The 17,474-nt window shown below is 45.7% G+C and carries 15 protein-coding genes, 5 tRNA genes and 1 other RNA gene; all 21 read right to left on the minus strand.

The window, feature by feature from the left end:
- Nucleotides 1–371: 371 nt before the first annotated feature.
- Nucleotides 372–1,586 (minus strand): AI-2E family transporter, encoded by a 1,215-nt coding sequence (locus RYO92_RS06990; protein WP_315369920.1) that lies wholly within the window; start codon nucleotides 1,584–1,586, stop codon nucleotides 372–374.
- A 145-nt stretch (nucleotides 1,587–1,731) separates the two neighbouring features.
- Nucleotides 1,732–1,916: non-coding RNA, 6S RNA (gene ssrS, locus RYO92_RS11230), on the minus strand.
- A gap of 49 nt (nucleotides 1,917–1,965) precedes the next feature.
- Complete coding sequence (locus tag RYO92_RS06995; protein WP_315369921.1) at nucleotides 1,966–2,688, minus strand: thiamine diphosphokinase; 723 nt, start codon at nucleotides 2,686–2,688, stop codon at nucleotides 1,966–1,968.
- 102 nt (nucleotides 2,689–2,790) lie between these two features.
- Complete coding sequence (locus RYO92_RS07000) at nucleotides 2,791–3,315, minus strand: nucleoside deaminase (RefSeq protein WP_314343802.1); 525 nt, start codon at nucleotides 3,313–3,315, stop codon at nucleotides 2,791–2,793.
- Nucleotides 3,316–3,321: 6 nt separating this feature from the next.
- Nucleotides 3,322–4,512 (minus strand): phosphopentomutase, encoded by a 1,191-nt coding sequence (locus RYO92_RS07005; protein WP_315369922.1) that lies wholly within the window; start codon nucleotides 4,510–4,512, stop codon nucleotides 3,322–3,324.
- A 5-nt stretch (nucleotides 4,513–4,517) separates the two neighbouring features.
- Nucleotides 4,518–5,297: a uridine phosphorylase gene (gene udp / locus RYO92_RS07010; protein WP_315369923.1), complete on the minus strand. Its 780-nt coding sequence runs from the start codon at nucleotides 5,295–5,297 to the stop codon at nucleotides 4,518–4,520.
- Between the two features lie 108 nt (nucleotides 5,298–5,405).
- Nucleotides 5,406–6,107 (minus strand): purine-nucleoside phosphorylase, encoded by a 702-nt coding sequence (deoD, locus tag RYO92_RS07015; protein ID WP_315369924.1) that lies wholly within the window; start codon nucleotides 6,105–6,107, stop codon nucleotides 5,406–5,408.
- Between the two features lie 155 nt (nucleotides 6,108–6,262).
- Nucleotides 6,263–6,721, minus strand: a complete 459-nt coding sequence (locus RYO92_RS07020; RefSeq protein ID WP_315369936.1) for a cytidine deaminase — start codon at nucleotides 6,719–6,721, stop codon at nucleotides 6,263–6,265.
- A gap of 142 nt (nucleotides 6,722–6,863) precedes the next feature.
- Nucleotides 6,864–6,943 (minus strand) — tRNA-Leu (locus RYO92_RS07025).
- Between the two features lie 18 nt (nucleotides 6,944–6,961).
- Nucleotides 6,962–7,034, minus strand: a tRNA-Lys gene (locus tag RYO92_RS07030).
- A gap of 5 nt (nucleotides 7,035–7,039) precedes the next feature.
- Nucleotides 7,040–7,111 (minus strand) — tRNA-Gln (locus RYO92_RS07035).
- A 31-nt stretch (nucleotides 7,112–7,142) separates the two neighbouring features.
- Nucleotides 7,143–7,216, minus strand: a tRNA-His gene (locus tag RYO92_RS07040).
- 28 nt (nucleotides 7,217–7,244) lie between these two features.
- Nucleotides 7,245–7,318, minus strand: a tRNA-Arg gene (locus tag RYO92_RS07045).
- 154 nt (nucleotides 7,319–7,472) lie between these two features.
- Nucleotides 7,473–8,105, minus strand: a complete 633-nt coding sequence (locus RYO92_RS07050; protein WP_007156471.1) for a bifunctional 4-hydroxy-2-oxoglutarate aldolase/2-dehydro-3-deoxy-phosphogluconate aldolase — start codon at nucleotides 8,103–8,105, stop codon at nucleotides 7,473–7,475.
- 12 nt (nucleotides 8,106–8,117) lie between these two features.
- A complete protein-coding gene (gene rdgB, locus RYO92_RS07055; protein ID WP_315369925.1) occupies nucleotides 8,118–9,428 on the minus strand; it encodes an RdgB/HAM1 family non-canonical purine NTP pyrophosphatase in 1,311 nt (436 codons plus the stop codon).
- Nucleotides 9,428–10,591 (minus strand): THUMP domain-containing class I SAM-dependent RNA methyltransferase, encoded by a 1,164-nt coding sequence (locus tag RYO92_RS07060; protein ID WP_007156473.1) that lies wholly within the window; start codon nucleotides 10,589–10,591, stop codon nucleotides 9,428–9,430. Before RYO92_RS07060 ends, rdgB begins: the two co-directional genes overlap by 1 nt.
- An 8-nt stretch (nucleotides 10,592–10,599) precedes the next feature.
- Complete coding sequence (locus tag RYO92_RS07065) at nucleotides 10,600–11,184, minus strand: HAAS signaling domain-containing protein (RefSeq protein WP_314833211.1); 585 nt, start codon at nucleotides 11,182–11,184, stop codon at nucleotides 10,600–10,602.
- Between the two features lie 119 nt (nucleotides 11,185–11,303).
- Nucleotides 11,304–13,097 carry an aspartate--tRNA ligase gene (aspS, locus tag RYO92_RS07070; protein ID WP_315369926.1) on the minus strand — a complete coding sequence of 598 codons (1,794 nt, stop codon included), beginning with the start codon at nucleotides 13,095–13,097 and terminating at the stop codon, nucleotides 11,304–11,306.
- Nucleotides 13,098–13,203: 106 nt separating this feature from the next.
- Nucleotides 13,204–14,466, minus strand: a complete 1,263-nt coding sequence (hisS, locus tag RYO92_RS07075; protein ID WP_314670236.1) for a histidine--tRNA ligase — start codon at nucleotides 14,464–14,466, stop codon at nucleotides 13,204–13,206.
- Between the two features lie 5 nt (nucleotides 14,467–14,471).
- Nucleotides 14,472–15,749 (minus strand): diaminopimelate decarboxylase, encoded by a 1,278-nt coding sequence (locus RYO92_RS07080; RefSeq protein WP_315369927.1) that lies wholly within the window; start codon nucleotides 15,747–15,749, stop codon nucleotides 14,472–14,474.
- A gap of 229 nt (nucleotides 15,750–15,978) precedes the next feature.
- Nucleotides 15,979–17,415, minus strand: coding sequence for a pyruvate kinase (gene pyk, locus RYO92_RS07085; protein WP_315369928.1), 1,437 nt, complete (start codon nucleotides 17,413–17,415; stop codon nucleotides 15,979–15,981).
- Between the last annotated feature and the right edge of the window lie 59 nt (nucleotides 17,416–17,474).

Genomic DNA, 17,474 nt, shown 5'->3' on the forward strand with positions numbered 1-17,474 from the left:
TTTATTTTTCTTTAGACTTAAAGCGAGCAAATCTCACAAAGTGCTTTCCTCTTAGGGATATTTCCCCAATAACTTTATGATTATATCAAAAATCCCAACTTTTACAACCAAAGGATATGGTGCAAATCCTCGCAGAATATACAGATAAATTTTGACAGCTAAGAAGGAATACATCAGTTCTTAAATCGGTTTTTCTGCGTATAGTGCAGAACAGGGGCACGCTCCCGCTAACCTCGCCTTCGCAGCGGTACTAACTTCAAGCTTCGCTTCGCTTGCTTTCAGCAAGTACCGGCGGGCTCAGATTGCCCCTTCTTCAGCACTATATGCAGAAAAACCTGCTTAGCCCGTATATTTATCTCCTTCTTAGCTGTCTAAATTTTCCCTAAATCCTCAAAGTGCTCCGCTTGATTCGGAATTTGTTTCTTTTCCAAGCGTTTATTGGCATAACGGCGGATACCATTTAGGATAACAGCCCATAACGGAACAGCGATAATCATTCCCACAAAGCCGAAAAGTCCGCCGAATAGAATGATGGAGAACAGTACCCAGAAGCTGGAAAGTCCGGTGGAGTCTCCCAAAATCTTCGGTCCGATGACATTTCCGTCCAGCTGCTGGATAGCCAAAATGGCAATGGCAAAGTACAGAGCCTGGAGAGGACTGCTTAACATAATCAAGATGATACAGGGAATGGCGCCCACAAAGGGGCCGAAGAAGGGCACCACATTGGTCACGCCGATGATTACGGAAACCAATAAGGTGTAGGGCATCTTCATAATGCTTAAAACAAAGAAGGTTAAAATTCCGATAATCACACTGTCGATGATTTTTCCCAGAATAAAACCGCCGAACATCTTGTGAACATATTGCAGCTCTTCAATAATCCCTTTCGCCTTTTCCTTGGAAAAGATGGCAAACAGGAGCTTTCGGAACTGTAGCTTCAAGGTCTTTTTCAGATTTAAAAGGTAAACCATCACAATCAGGCCGATTAAGATATTCTTGACCACCGTAAAGGTATTCCATATACCGTCACGGAAAAATGCGGCAATATTTTGCAAATGTCCCAAAATCGTCTGGGCACTCTCCGGTTTACTGCTGAAAAAGGCACTGATTTCCGTGTATAAATCTTCTACATACTCTCTGGCTTCGGGATAATTGGTCAGCAGAGTTTGGATTCTTTCGTAGGAGCGATTAAGGGCATCCGGCAAGGTCATATATAGGTTATAAATGGACTTTGTCAGCTCCGGAATCAAAAGAGATACCAGACTTCCTCCGATAAATACCAGAAACAACAGGCTGCAAATGGTGGCCAGAAAACTGCTTGCGGTACTCTGCTTTTTGCTTTTTTTGCGAAATAGCTTTGCCAAAAGAATATCCGTCATCTTTACCACAAAGTTATATACCGGGCTCATTAAATAAGCTAAAACCGCTCCATAAATAATGGGCATCAGAATCTGAATAAAGAGATTAAAGTTTTTGTTAATGGTCTCTAAATGGCTCACTATAATAAAAAGCAGGGAAGTCGCCGCCAATACCAAAAATGCGGTAATTCCCCACTTGATTTGTTCTGTCCAGTTTTCCCTTTTCATTGCTCTACACTCCTAAAAGAACAGTTCATCTATACATCGCCCTGTACATCTGCCATTTTCTTCTGTAAAACGGTCACCTTTCCCTGTGACTCTATGCTTTACAAATACGGCAGGGACAGTTTATTTCTTACTTAACACAAAAATCAGACTCACCAAAGCGCCGTACCACACGTTTGACTCCTAGCATTAAGCCAGGTGGGTTACCTCACGGATTTCTCAAGGATCCTTAACCGCAGGACGGAAGGCTTGCTATCCTAATCGCAAATATCGGAATCCCGTATGTCATATTTGTAGGTTCAAATTGTGTGGACTCGAACGCCCCAGCCAAGTCTGTAAAAAAATTATAGCAAAGGGCACCTGGGCTTGCAAGTAAGAATTTCTATTCCATAGCTTTCAGATTTTCTATTCCATAGCTTACAAAAAGCATTCCCTTTTCCACGGAAATCTCCGCCTCTTCTCCCGTAAAGGCATTGCTCACTCCTATAGGAAAACTATTCTTTAAGCAGCCTTTATGCACCTGATAGAGGAGCCCCTTTTCCTCTACTCCTCTAGCCTCCTTGGAATAGGAAAATACGGAACAAGCCCCTTCCATTCCTTTCGGAAAATGCAGACTTCCATCCTGTATCGCCGTAATGACCTCTTCTTTTCCGTACAAATATCCCCTAACCCCTTGTTCGGTAAGATAGGCCAGACTTTGTAATGCGGCAAGACTATGGTCAAAGCGCCTTCCCTCTAAAGCCCCAAAGATATGGATTTCCCTGATTCCTTCTTCCAGACAAAGCTTAATGGCCGCCAGAAGATCCGTATCATTTTTCACTACAGGGAGTTGCTTCAGGGGAATCCCCTGAAAGGAAGATTCGGAAAGAAATTCCGCCTTTTCCTTCGGATTTTCAGAAAAGATATTATAGGATGCAGAAGGCGGATTTTCTAAGGAGCTCCCTCTCAAAGAATCCAAATCTCCCAAAATCAAAGAGGGGCTAATACCTTCCTCTTGACAGTATCGGAAGCCTCCATCCACCGCAATAATCAGATCCTCTCGTTCCAAGGGAAAAGGAATTCCATAAAAATATCCGGCACAGATTAATATTCCTCTTCTTCCCATACTTTCTCCTGTCTCATTGCATAATTCCCTTTTTAGATTTTTCTATCCTAAGTCTTTGTATAAAGCACTACTTTTTCCGGAAATACATTCCCGCTTTTTTTATCAACTTTCTTTTTTCTTCTCTCTCATAGCGCTAAAAAAATAGGAAAGCATGTCCCTTGCCTCCCCCTCCAGCACATTTTCCCGAATCGTTACCCGGTGATTTAATTCCTTCATCTGCAAAACATTTAATAGAGAACCGCAGAAGCCGGCTTTGGGATTCCGAAGAGAAAAGACCAGACGGGGGATTCTGGCCTGCAAAATAGCGCCTGCGCACATGGGACAGGGTTCCAAATTCACATAGAGGGTGCAATCCTCCAATCGCCAGTCTCCTATTTTCTTACAAGCCTTCTCAATGGCTAAAATTTCTCCATGGTAAAGGGCATTGTTCTTTCGGTTTCTCTGGTTATAGCCCCTGCCCAAAATCGTTCCCGGAAGAATTCCCTTTTCTTGGCAAAGTCTTCCCATGGGCGAGTCCGGCTTCGTCCCGTCATAAACAATCAGCGCCCCGATGGGAACATCCCCCCGGGACGCTGCTTTTTTCGCCAGGGAAAGAGCCATCTTCATATAGTCTTTCTCTGTTTTCATTTCTTTTTAAAACTCCTTGTAGAGAGACTTTCCAATCAGCTCAGAGGGAAGGGAAACGGAAAAATTGTCCGCAACACTGGCACCGATTACACCGAAGCTGTCCTGCTCCTCCCCTTGACCTCCTGCAATTCCCTTATGATAAACCAGGAGAGGCACCTGTTCTCTGGTATGGTCCGTTCCGGAAAATGTAGGATCATTTCCATGGTCCGCAGTCAGCATCAAAAGATCGTCCTCCTTCAATACGGACAACAATTCTCCCAGCTTCTCATCAAAGCGCTGAATTTCTTCTCCGTAGCCGATGGGATCTCTTCTGTGGCCGTAAAGGGCATCAAAGTCCACCAGATTCACAAAGCAAAGTCCTTTAAAATCCTCGTCCTTTGCCACGGCAATACACTGTTCCATCCCTTCCACAGAGGAACGGGAGTGGATGGCCTTATTGATTCCCTCTCCCACGAAAATATCATTAATCTTTCCAATAGAAATCACGGAAAGTCCCGCCTCTTCCAAATAATTCAGCACGGTTTTTGTAGGTGGCTTTAAAGCCAAATCATGGCGGTTGGAGGTTCTCTTAAACTCTCCCCTTCTCTCCCCTACATAGGGTCTGGCAATGACTCTTCCGACTCTCCACTCATCCTTCATGGTGATTTCTCTGGCGATTTCACAGTCCTTGTACAGTTCCTCCAAGCCAAAATACTTGGGATCTTCCGGAGCCGCAATCTGCAAAACGGAGTCCGCAGAGGTATAAACAATCATACTTCCGGTCCTTAATTGCTCCTCTCCCAGCTCCTCAATAATTTCCGTACCGGAGGCTGCCTTGTTTCCAATCACCTTTCTTCCGGTCTTTTCCTCTAATTCCTGAATAAATTCCGGCGGAAAGCCGGTATCGGTAAAGGTAATAAAGGGCTTTTCCGTCTTAATGCCCATCATCTCCCAGTGTCCGGTCATGGTGTCCTTACCGTTGCTGGCTTCATTTAAGGCATAGTACTTCGCCAAAGGCTTTTCTACCGGAGATACCCCTTTTAAATGCTTTAAATTTCCCATGCCCAGCTTTTCCAAGTTGGGAATGGAAAAGGAAGGCATCTTTTCCGTAATATGGAGGAAGGTATCCGTTCCTTCATCTCCAAACTTTGCCGCATCCCTTGCGTTTCCGATGCCCAAAGAATCTAAAACGATTAAAAATACTCTTTTAAATTTCATCTTCCCTACTTTCTCTCTTTCTCCCTTTGAATCAGGAGCTTTACGGCCTCAATGGCAGTCCGAATCGCTAAATCCGTATCATGTAAGATTTCATTGGAAAGTCCCGCCTTCACTCTCTCCTGATTGGAGACTACAAATAAAACGGTGCCTACCTGTTTTTTAAGATATGCTCCGACAGTAAATAAAGCGGCACTTTCCATTTCGGAAGCCTTACAACCTAATTTGCACCAGGCATCCCACTTCTCCAACAATTCCTTGGAGACCGGCAAGTCCTCCGGCTTATGCTGTCCATAAAAGGCATCCTTACATTGTACTACCCCCACATGGGTTTTTGCGGAAAGCTTTTTTCCCGCCTCTTCCAGCACCTTAGTCAGCTCGAAGTCCGCTGTGGCTGGCCACTCGATAGGGGCATATTCCTTGGATGTTCCCTCCATACGGATTGCAGACTGGGCAATCACCAAATCTCCTGCTTCTACCGAAAGGTCCATTCCTCCCGCTGTACCTACACGGATAAAAACCTCTCCTCCACAGGTACTAAGCTCTTCCAAAGCAATAGAAGCGGAAGGGCCGCCGATACCGGTGGAGCAGACACTGACCTTTTCTCCCAAAAGGGTTCCGGTATAGGTCACATACTCTCTTCTGTCCGCCACCAATTCCGGATTGTCAAAATATTTTGCAATCTTTTCACAGCGTTTCGGATCTCCGGGGAGGAGAACATATTTTCCTAAATCTCCTTTTTTTACCCCGATATGATAACAGCGTTCATCTTCTGAATAATTAATCATGGAAACTCCTTATGCTAAAGCCAATGCAAATGCCTTGTGCTAAATGTTATGCAAATACTTATGTCAAGCATAACACAAAATCTTTATGCCAAACATAACGCAAAATCTTTATGCCAAACGTAAAGCAATCTCCATCATATCCTTAAAGCCCACCTTTCTCTCTTCCGGAGAAAGCTCTGTTCCCTTTAAGATATGGTCGGAAATGGAAAGAATCGCCAAGGCCTTCTTCCCTGCCTTCGCCGCATTCATATAGAGGGCTGCAGCCTCCATTTCCACGCAAAGGGCACCCATGCTCGCCCACTTTTCATTGGCCTTGGTAAAGCCGTTATAAAAAACATCGGAGGAAACCACATTTCCCACCTTAACAGGAATCTTTAATTCTCTGGCTGTTCCTACTGCCTTCTCCAGTAAGGAATAGTCTGCAATAGGCGCAAAGTCTCCCGGCAGTTCATACTGGTAGCTGTAGCGGGAATCCGTGCAGGCTCCCATAGCCATAACCACATCCTTTAGCGCAATATCCTCGTGTAAAGCCCCTGCGGAACCGATACGAATAATGGCATCCACATCGTAGTGATTAAAAAGCTCGTAAGAATAAATACCGATGGAGGGCATACCCATTCCCGCTCCCATCACGGAAACTTCCTTCCCGTTGTATTTTCCGGTAAAGCCCAACATATTTCTGACTGTATTAAAACACTTGACATCCGTCAAAAAGGTCTCTGCAATAAACTTTGCCCGAAGGGGATCCCCCGGCATTAAAACAGTCTTGGCAATCTGCCCTAACTCTGCTTCATTGTGTGCTGTTCCCATACTATCCTCCTTGATTGTCGACTAAATCATATTATCTTTGAAAGAAGCGTTATTTACCGCTTCCCATACTACTTTTTTCAATCCTTATAATCTTTTCTATCTTGTAACTGAAAAAAATCATCCCCATGATAAAGGACTGTTCCCAACGCAACTGCTTAGTCCTCCAGAGCCTCCGGCAAAAAGGCATGGGGAAGGAGCTCAGCAAGCGTATAAATCTTATACTCCTCTTCATTTTTTGCCAAAATAACCTGAAAGCTTTGTAAATCCACAAACTCCGCCATCACCTGACGACAAATGCCACAGGGCATACAGTAGGGAAGCTCCTCACTATCCTTCATGCCTCCTACTATGGCGATTCTCTGAAAATGCTTATAGCCCTCACTGACCGCCTTAAACACAGCGGTTCTTTCTCCACAGTTGCTGGCTCCATAGGAAGCATTTTCCACATTACAGCCTAAAAATATTTCTCCCGAATCTGTTTCCAACGCTACGCCCACCTGAAAATGAGAGTAGGGACTATAGGCTTTTCTTCTGGCCTGAAGCGCCTTCCGAATCAAAGCCTTGGCAATATTTTCACTTACAATTTCTTTTGTACTTGTATCCTCTGTTCCCAAACGATTCTCTTCCTTTCCTTCGTCTATAGATTTTCTATAGCATAAGGCTTTTCTGCAAAAAAGACCAGTCTTTCCGGATACAAAAAAAGTGATAAAGGATACTTCCTCTATCACAATCCTCACGAAAACCTTGTTTTCAGCCTGCGGATGACAGGACTTGAACCTGCACGGTCGCCCACCAGAACCTAAATCTGGCGCGTCTGCCAATTCCGCCACATCCGCATATCTCCCTTTCAGGAATGAGACACGCGGGAATCGAACCCGCGACAACTTGATTAAAAGTCAAGTGCTCTACCGACTGAGCTAGTGTCTCATAAGCAGGGCCAGTTGGATTCGAACCAACGACTGCAGGCGTCAAAGGCCTGTGCCTTACCGCTTGGCGATGGCCCTATGAGATAAGAACCTCGTGCGAGAAAAATAGGGTGGCCACCGGGAGTCGAACCCGGGACCTCCAGAACCACAATCTGGCGCGATAACCAACTACGCTATGGCCACCATGTTACGGATAGGACCGTCTCGCAAGTGATCCAGAAGGGATTCGAACCCCCGACCCACGGCTTAGAAGGCCGTTGCTCTATCCAGCTGAGCTACTGAATCATTTCGCATTTTGTGCGACTCTCATATATTAGCGAATCCCCAATACTTTGTCAAGAAAAAATTTTGCTGTTTACAAAGGCTTATTCTCTGCTTGAATTTCAAAAAAGGGGCCGTAAAAATAGCCTCTTTCCTTTCTTTACAAAACAGCAAAGCTTTAGTGACTTAATTCATAGGCTTCTAAGCAGTTCTTTGTAATCAAAGCAAAATCCTTGGTCTCCAAAAATTCTTTTTTACACAGCCAGGTTCCTCCCACACAGAGCACCTTGGAGAAGGAAAGATATTCTCCGATGTTCTGAAGGTTCACTCCGCCGGTGGGCATAAAATACAGGTTCTGGAACACTGCCGCATAGCTCTTGATGGTCTGTACGCCGCCAAACTGTCCTGCCGGGAAGAACTTCACCACAGGAATATCATAAGACATGGCCATGCTGATTTCCGTAGGAGTCAAAACGCCGGGACAATAGGGAATTTCTCTCTCTCTGCAAAAAGCTGCCACTTCATGGGAAAAGGAAGGACTTACAATAAACTTGGCACCGGCTTCCACAGCATCTTTACACTGCTGCAGGGTAATCACCGTTCCCGCACCCACATATAAATCCGGATATTCCTTTACCATTAGCGCGATGGATTCCTTGGCTGCCGCCGTACGGAAGGTGACCTCCGCCACCGGCAGTTTTCCCTCCAATAAAGCCTTTCCCAGAGGAATGGCGTCATTTTTATCCTCAATTACCAAAACCGGACAAATCCGAATTCCCTTCATTCTCTCCACAAATTCTGCCATGTACATTATTTTATCCTCCTAAATTTTATGCATTTCCACTCTAAGATTTCCTTTTTGGTCCAAAAACAGCAGGCTATAGCATGGTCTTCTATCCTCTTGTCTGGGAAAGCTGATGGATCCCGGATTGATACAATGCACCCCGTTCACCACTTTGTTACAGGGCTTATGGGTATGTCCGAAGAATACCATACTGCAATTTCTGTCTCTTGCCTCTTCCGAAAGACGCTCCAAACCGAAGTTTACCCCATAGAGATGGCCGTGGGTCAAAAAGCATCGCTCTTTTCCGATACGAACTTCCACGTCCTTGGGCAAATAGGAAAAAAAGTCATTGTTTCCCTGTACAAAATAGGACTCACAGCCCTTAGGCAAAAGCGCCTGTACCTCTCCTTCTCCCTCCGAATCCCCCAGATGAATACACATGGATATATCCGGATGCAGACGAAGAACCTTTTCCACATAGTCCAGTCTTCTATGGTTATCGGAAAGTACCAAAATCTTTTCCTCTGAAGAAGGATCGATTCTGCCGGCTATCTTAGTCTTCGCTTCCCGAGCAGCTTCCTGTCCCTTTTCGACAACTTTCTGTCCCTTTTCGGCATCCTCCTCTTTTTCCGGCTTTTCCCCGGATTCTTTCTCCGCCTTGTGTTCCGCCTTTGCTTCCTTGCCTTTTCCCGACTGCTCCTGCCCTGCTTTCGAAAAGCGGGCAGAATCTCTTTTTTCCTGCTCTTCCTGAATCATTCTTTCCATCTTTCGAAGAGCCTTTCCCCTATGGGAAACCTTGTTTTTCTCTTCTCTGGAAAGCTCAGCAGCGGTTTTTCTGTATTCCGGAAGGTAGAAAATGGGGTCATAGCCGAAGCCCTCTTCTCCACCGGGCTCTTTTGCAATTTCTCCCGTGCATCTGGCTTCCGTTTGCAAAAGCTTTCCATCCGCAAAAATCGCAACAATGGCGCAGCTAAAGTAGGCCATTCTGCTTTTACTGCTGCTTTCTTCCATCATAGCCAGGATACGACGATTCTTTTCGGGATAGGGTGTATCCACTCCCAAAAATCGGGCTGAATATATTCCGGGACCAAAGGACAGGGCTTCAATGGACAGGCCGGAATCATCCGCCATAACCAGGTCATCTTCCTCTAAAAGTCCCTGTGCTTTGGCAAAGTTATATAGGGCTCTGGCCTTGATTTCCGCATTTTCCAGAAAACTTGTCCCGTTTTCCTCTACCTCCTGATCCATGCCTAAATCTTTGGCACAGAGAATGGTTCCGGGAAAATTACACAGAATCTCCTGAATTTCTCTTAACTTGTGTTGATTATGGGTGGCAAATAAAATTCGCATTATTTTCTCCCTTTACCGTTGTACTGGTAAAAATAGGTTTTCATCATACCGTTGTAAAGCTTTCTATTTTTATCCGCCTTCCCAAGGTATTTCTCCGCCTGCTCATAAGCGGTGATTAAGCAAAGTCGCCAATCATCCAGATCTTCATAAGCCTCTCTAAGCTCCGTATACAATAGAGGCAGGTTTCTCTTATCTTCGATTCGCTCTCCGTAGGGAGGATTGGTTAAAATCAAGCCCCCTCGCTTACTGTGGGACATCTTCCCCACTTCTCTTTCCTGAAAATGGATGAGCTTTCCAACCCCTGCCCGCTCCGCATTTTCACGGCAAACCGGAATCATGGCAGGATCTATATCATAGCCCTGAATATCCACCATTTTTCCATAGGAATTCTTCTTAGTTTCTAATAGGCTACGGTCAATTTCATCCCCTGCCTCCTCCAAAGCATAGTCCCATTCCTTTTTAGGAATCAGGTTTTCCCAGGCTTCCGCCGTAAAATGTCTATGCATTCCGGGAGCAATCTTTGCCGCAATCATAGCCGCCTCTATGGGAAAGGTTCCTGCACCGCACATGGGATCCACAAAGGGGGCATCCTCTCTCCATTTGCTAAGGAGAATCAGGGAGGCAGCCAAGGTTTCCTTAATGGGCGCCTTTCCCATTTTTAAACGATACCCTCTTTTATGCAGAGAGTCTCCACTGGTGTCCAAACAGAGTAAAACCTCATCCTTATACAGAGAAACACGGAAGGGGTACTTGGCTCCGTGCTCCTCAAAAAAACTCTGATGATAGTAGGATGCCATCCTGTCAACCATGGCTTTCTTCATTACGGACTGAATATCTCTGGGCGAAAACAGCTTGGATTTCACGGAGCTGGCCTTGGTCACCCAGAAGGAGGCATCCTTTGGCAGATACTCTTCCAACGGAAGGGCCTTGGTACCCTGAAACAAATCCTCGTAGGATTCCGCATGGAAGGAGCCCAGCTTTAATAAAACTCTTTCCCCTGTTCTCAGGAAAATGTTGGCACGGACGATAGCCTCCGCATCTCCGATAAAATGCACCTTTCCGTCGCTAACGGTATGCACATCATAACCCAAATCCTGAATTTCTTTTTTACAGACTGCTTCCAGTCCAAAGTGGCAGGGTACCACCAGTTCCATTCTTTGCATCTTCCCTCCTATCGAAAAAGGTATGCCAAAATCCAAAGGATTACCGCTACCGCAAGTACAGGGAGTAAAATCGGTGCCAAAGCGGAAATGATTCCCGCAAAAACCGCGATAATTCCCCCGATAATCAGGAAGAAAATCACGAGAGAAATCAAACAGCCTAAGGGACTGACAGGAATGATACGGGGTCCTCCTGCATTTCCAAAGGCCGACTGTCTATCCTGCCGGATGTCCTCTTCTTCATATTGGGTATAGCCTGTCTTTTCCCTAAAGGATTGAGACTGTCTGCTATCTTCTTCCGCTCCCTTATATTGTAAATCCTCTTCGTCGGAGGCATAGTTAATCTCACTTTCCGCATAACGGAAAGGAGTGCTTCTGGCTACATGATCTCCTCCCGCCTCTGCAGCATCAATAATGCTTTTTGCCAAAAGCCTTGGCTCAGAAAGGGAAGCAATAACTTCTTCCTCGGTTTTTCCACCCCGAACTTCCGTCAGGATATACTCTTCATAAAAACGTTGTTGCTCCAGAATAACTTGTTCCGAAACATTTTGCTTTAATTCTAAAACCAGTTCCCGAATAAATTCCTCTTTCCTCACCTATTCCTCCTAAAACTCAGCCAAATCCCGGGCTGAGCATATCTTTCTTTTTCGCTTAACTTATTTTCCTTTTTAAAGTCCAAAAGACACGGAAATATTTGTAAAGCTATAAGCTGCACTTACTCTTCTGTAATGGCAATGTGCAAATCCTTTAGCTGCTGGGGATCAAATACCTCTGCCGGTGCATCCATCATAGCATCGGAACCGTCCTTCCCCTTCGGAAAAGCAATGACATCGCGGATACTCTCCGCGCCCACCATCCACATCGCCAAACGGTCTAAGCCGTAGGCAAGACCTGCATGGGGAGGTACACCGTACTGAAAGGCTTCCAATAAGAAACCAAACTGCTCAGTGGCTCTTTCCTTCGTAAAGCCCAGCTTTTCCAACATTTTCTCCTGAACATGAGACTGGTGAATTCTGACAGAACCGCCACCCAGCTCCGTTCCGTTCAAAACAATATCGTAGGCCTTGGCTCTAACCTTGGACAAATCCTCTTCATCCACCAAGGGAAGGTCTTCTTCCATAGGCATGGTGAAGGGGTGATGCATGGCCTGATATCTTCCCAATTCCTCGGAATATTCAAACATGGGGAACTCGGTAACCCAGAGGAACTTCCACTGTCCCTTCTGAATCAAGTCCAAATCCTTTCCTAAAGCAAGACGTAAAGCTCCAAGGCTGTTCCATACCACCTGCTTCTTCTCATCGGATACCAAGAAGAGAAAATCTCCCTGCTCTAAGCCTGTAGCCTCTGTTAATCTCTTTATATCCTCCTCGGACATAAACTTGGCAAAGGAAGACTTTACGGAGCCGTCTTCCCCGTAGCCGAACCAGGCCAAGCCCTTTGCCTGATAGCCCTTTACCAGCTCCACATAACTGTCAATCTTCTTTCTGGGCATGGAGGCCTGTCCCTTTAAAAGAATACCCTTGACCTTACCGCCATTTTCCACGCACTGGCTGAATACGGAGAAGCCGCAACCCCGTACCGCCTCGGTACACTCCAGTAAAGGCAGGTCAAAACGAAGATCCGGCTTATCGGAACCGTAATTTTCCATAGCATCAATCCAGGTCATTCTCTGTAAAGGAAGAGAAATGTCCACCTGACAGATTTCCTTGAAAATATACTGTAAAAGTCTCTCGTTCACTTCCAACACGTCTTCCATATCCACGAAAGACAGCTCCATATCCACCTGGGTAAACTCAGGCTGACGGTCCGCTCTTAAATCCTCATCACGATAGCATCTTGCCAGCTGGAAATAACGATCCATACCGGAAACCATTAAGAGCTGCTTTAAAAGCTGAGGCGACTGGGGCAGGGCATAGAAGGAACCCTGATGCAGGCGAGATGGTACCAGGAAGTCTCTGGCTCCCTCAGGAGTGGACTTAATCAATGTAGGTGTTTCAATCTCCAAAAATCCTTCCTGAGATAAAAAGGCACGAATCAGCTGGGAAAGTCTGGCTCTTGTCATAATTCTCTTCGCCAAATCCGGTCTTCTCAAATCCAGATAACGGTACTTTAAGCGTAAGTCTTCCTTGGTCTTGCTGTCTTCTTCAATGGGGAAGGGAGGAGTCTCCGCCTCTGCCAGGATTCTCAAGCTTTTTGCTACCAGCTCCACAGCTCCTGTAGCAAGGCTGGCATTGGCATCCTTTCCTCTGCTTCGAAGCTCTCCTTCTACCGCAATAACAAACTCCGCCCTTAGCTTGGAGGCCTTTTCAAAAACCTCTGCACCGCATTCATTTTCCTCAAAAAGAATCTGTAGGATTCCGGAACGGTCTCTAAGGTCTGTAAAAATAAGACCTCCCTTATTTCTGGACTTCTGTACCCAGCCCATCATGCAGACCGTTTTTCCGATATACTCCTCTCCCAATTCTCCGCATCTTGCGGTTCTATGTAAACCTCTCATTGACTCAGCCATAACTTTACCCTCTCAATCTTTTCTTGCATCAGCTGCCGGATTCTCTGCCGAAAATGTTTCTGAAAACATCCTATCTCCGGGAGACTTTTTGTTCCGGCTCCCTATTTTAAGCTTTTGAAAAATATTCTATAAACTCGCTGTAGCCTTCCTTGCTCAGCTGCTCCTTCTGGAATTTCTTGTTTTTATTCATTTGGGAAAGCAGTACCACCTCTCCCTTCGCTCTTCTCTCCATAGCATCCAGTAAGGCCTTCTTCAATTCCTCTTCCTGCAAATCCTTTTCCAGAAGAATCGCCTTCTTCTCTGCCATAACTTCCGAAGCCGGTCCTTCCATAAGAATGGTAATGATTCGTTCAAAACCGATGGAAAATCCCACCGCAGGGGTATCGATGCCGGTAAACTTTCCTACCATCTTGTCGTAACGACCGCCTCCGCCGATAGAGCCGGAGAACAGTGTGGAACGCACTTCGAAAATCGGTCCGGTATAATAGCCCATGCCTCGCACAAGACTGGGATCAAAGCGAAGGGGAATCTTTCCCTTACCGGAAATCTCCACCAAATCCATAATCTTATAAAGATTTTGGCAAACGCCTTCCTCTAAAACATCCTTTAGCTTCTCTCCTAAGGAAAGGAGATCTTCTTTCTTTCCGGAAACCTGATCCAGAAGTTCAGTATAACGGGAAATCTGCTCCTCAGAATAGCCAAGGCCTGCCAGTTCTCCCTTTACCCCGTCTCTTCCGATCTTGTCTTCCTTATCCAGGATAATGGAAATCTGTTCAAAATCCCCCTCCGGAAATCCCGCATAGCGCTGCATCGCTTTCAGAATCTCTCTGTCATTTACCACGATATAGAAGGGGTACTGTTCTCCAAAGCCGATTTCCTGTAGGAGGGTTCCCATAGCCAAAAGCAAATCTATCTCCGAAAGGAAGGAGGCATCTCCGAAAATATCGATATCACACTGCCAAAACTCCCGGAATCTTCCCTTTTGGGGACGGTCAGCCCGAAATACCGGTCCAATCTGTAAGGCCTTAAAGGGATTGGGGAGCTTCGCCTGATTTTCCGCATAAAAACGGGAAAGAGGCAGAGTCAAATCATAACGAAGTCCGGCATCGGAAAGGGCCTCAAAATCCCCCTTTTCAATGGCCTCCTTCAGCTTTTCTCCTCGCTTCTCCACCTTAAAAATCAGCTTTTCATTATCTCCTCCCTGCTTACTGAGAAGATTTTCCAAATGCTCTACGATGGGCGTTTCAATCTCCGTAAAGCCGAAGCGTCCGTAAACCCGTCTGATTGCGGAAAGAATTCTCTGCCGGATAGCCATCTCCTCCGGTAAAATATCCTTCATTCCTGTTACAGCTTTTTTCTTCAATGCCATAATTCCTACTTTCTGTTCTGCAAATACTTCTGAAAATCCTCATCAATATCCAGGGTAGCAAAATAATCCGTATCCCTCTGGGCTCTTCTGATACACTTTACCGTGCCGTCTTCTTTTAAGAGAAGCTCTGCACACCAGAGCTTTCCGTTGTAATTGTATCCCATGGCAAAACCGTGGGCTCCCGCATCATGGAAGAAAAGATAGTCTCCCTTTTCCAATACCGGAAGCTCTCTATTCTTCGCAAACTTATCATTATTTTCACAAAGAGAACCGACTACATCATAGGTCTTCGTCTCTTTTGCATCTTCTTTTCCCAGCACCGTAATGTGGTGGTAGGCATCATACATGGCGGGACGCATCAGATTAGCCGCACAGGCATCCACCCCTGCATAGTGTCTGTAGGTCTCCTTAAAATGAATTACCTTGGTAATCAAAGCTCCGTAGGGTGCCAGCATGAAACGACCAAGCTCCGTGCAAAGGCGGATATTCCCAAGACCGTTCGGTACTAAAATTTCTTCATAAACTTCCTTAACCCCCTGTCCAATCAGGAGAATGTCATTGGGCTCCTGCTCCGGACGATAAGGAATTCCGATTCCTCCGGAAAGATTGACAAAATCCAGAGAAATCCCCAGCTCCTTCTTAATCCGTACCACCAGCTGAAAAAGCTGTCTTGCCAAAACCGGGTAATACTCATTGCTTACCGTATTGGAAGCCAGAAAGGCATGAATACCGAAATGCTCCACACCCTTTTCCTTTAAGATTCTATATCCTTCCAGAATCTGGGCTTCCGTCATGCCGAACTTGGCTTCTTCCGGATTATCCATAATGGTGTTGGCAATTTTAAAATAGCCTCCCGGGTTAAAACGCAGACTCATGGTCTTGGGAAGGGTTCCCAGGGTTTCTTCCACTTCCGCTATATTGGAAAAATCATCCAGATTGATGATGCCTCCCAAGTCTCTTGCAAAAATATATTCCTCTTCAGGGGTGTCGTTGGAGGAGAACATAATCTCCTGTCCGGTAAAACCGCAGGCCTCCGCCATACTTAATTCCACCTTGGAGGAGCAGTCCACTCCGCAGCCCTCTTCCTTTAAAATCCGTAAAATCGTCGGGTTAGGCGTTGCTTTAATAGCAAAGTACTCTCTAAAGCCGGGATTCCAGGAAAAGGCTTTATAGAGTTTTCTGGCGGTTTCCCGGATTCCCTTTTCATCATATAAGTAAAAAGGACTGGGATATTCCCTTGCAATCGCTTCCACCTGTTTCTTACTCACATACGCATTCTTCATCTTATCTCCTACTCCATACATCCTACTTTACCAATATCGAAAAATGAGATCCCCCACACTGCGCGAGGGATACTCGTTAAGAATTGTAGATCACACTCTTCCGGGGCGATACTCATTTAAAACAAGATGTCTCTGGCTTCGCCTGCGCCACTTGTTAAGAATAAAAAAAGTCCCTTCCTATCTTAAACATAAGGAAAGGACTTTTCAAGTGAGAATCCTGTGAAATCTTCTATTTTGGTACTTCCATAACACGCATAATATTGGTGCTGTTGGCCACATGCTGCTTTTGCAGACGGTTTAACACTCCTGCGGTAATAATGCAGATGTCTCCGGACTCTACATGGCCCATGCTCTTTAATTCTTCAATAGAGCTTTCAAAAAGCTCATCGGTGGTCTCTGCCCGTCTTGCCCAAATCGGTGTTACTCCCCAGTACAGCATCATCTGTCTGGTGGTTACCTGACTGGGAGAAAGGGCAAAAATATGGGTTCTGGGACGATATTTTGCAATCATGGAAGCGGTAATACCGGTAAGTGTAGGCGCCACAATAGCCTTGGCATGAAGCTCGTGAGCGGTGGTTACGGAAGCCGCACAAACCGCATTTCCGATGCTTTCATATACGGTTCTTTCCACAAGTCTTGTTTTAAACTGCTTGTAATCCAAGAACTGCTCGGAATATTCCACGATGGAAGCCATGGTCTCCGCAGCCTCTACAGGGTACTTACCGTTAGCGGTTTCTCCGGAGAGCATTACAGCATCCGTACCGTTGTTTACCGCATTGGCTACGTCGGTAACCTCCGCTCTGGTAGGTCTTGGATTTCTGATCATGGAATCCAGCATCTGGGTTGCCGTAATAACCAGCTTTCCATGGAAATTACATTTTTCGATAATCTCCTTCTGCAAATGAGGAAGACGGCGAGCTTCCACTTCTACGCCCAAGTCTCCTCTTGCCACCATGATTCCGTCTGCCTCATCAATGATGGAATCCAGATTATCCAATCCCTCCTGGGACTCAATCTTAGCGATAATCTTCATCTGAGATCCTGCTTCATCCAGCAATGCACGAATCTGCCGAATGGCATCTGCGGAACGTACAAAGGAAGCGGCAATGAAATCAAACTCTTCGGAAATACCAAAGCGAATATCCTCGATGTCCTTCTCCGTGATGGAAGGAAGCTGAATCGGAACATTAGGTACATTCACACCCTTTCTTTCCCCAAGCTCTCCTCCGTTGGTTACCTTACAATGAATTTCCTGTCCGTTAACGGAAAGTACCTCTAACCCGATTAAACCATCATCGATCAAAATCACATTTCCGGGCTTTACATCTTCATGAAGGTGCTCGTAGTTGATATAAATTTTCTGCTTTGTGCCAACGACTTCCTCGGTGGTCAGGGTAATCTCATCTCCCTCTTGAAGGGTAATCTTATTGCCTCCCTCCAAAACACCGGTACGGATTTCCGGTCCCTTGGTATCCAAAAGAGCGGCAATAGGTCTTCCCACTTCTTTTCTGGCCTTCCGAAGCATTTCCAATCTGCTCAAATGCTCCTCATGGTTTCCATGGGAAAAGTTAAAACGAGCCACATCCATGGTCTTTGCCAGCTTAAGCAACAGCTCATAATCATTTTCATTGGGTCCCATGGTACATACAATCTTCGTTCTTCTCATTTTTTTCTCCTTTACTCACTCACTATTTTCCACTCATTTTCAGACTCTACTCTATCACA

Source organism: Oribacterium sinus (assembly GCF_963553175.1).
In the GTDB taxonomy this organism is placed as follows: domain Bacteria; phylum Bacillota; class Clostridia; order Lachnospirales; family Lachnospiraceae; genus Oribacterium; species Oribacterium sinus_B.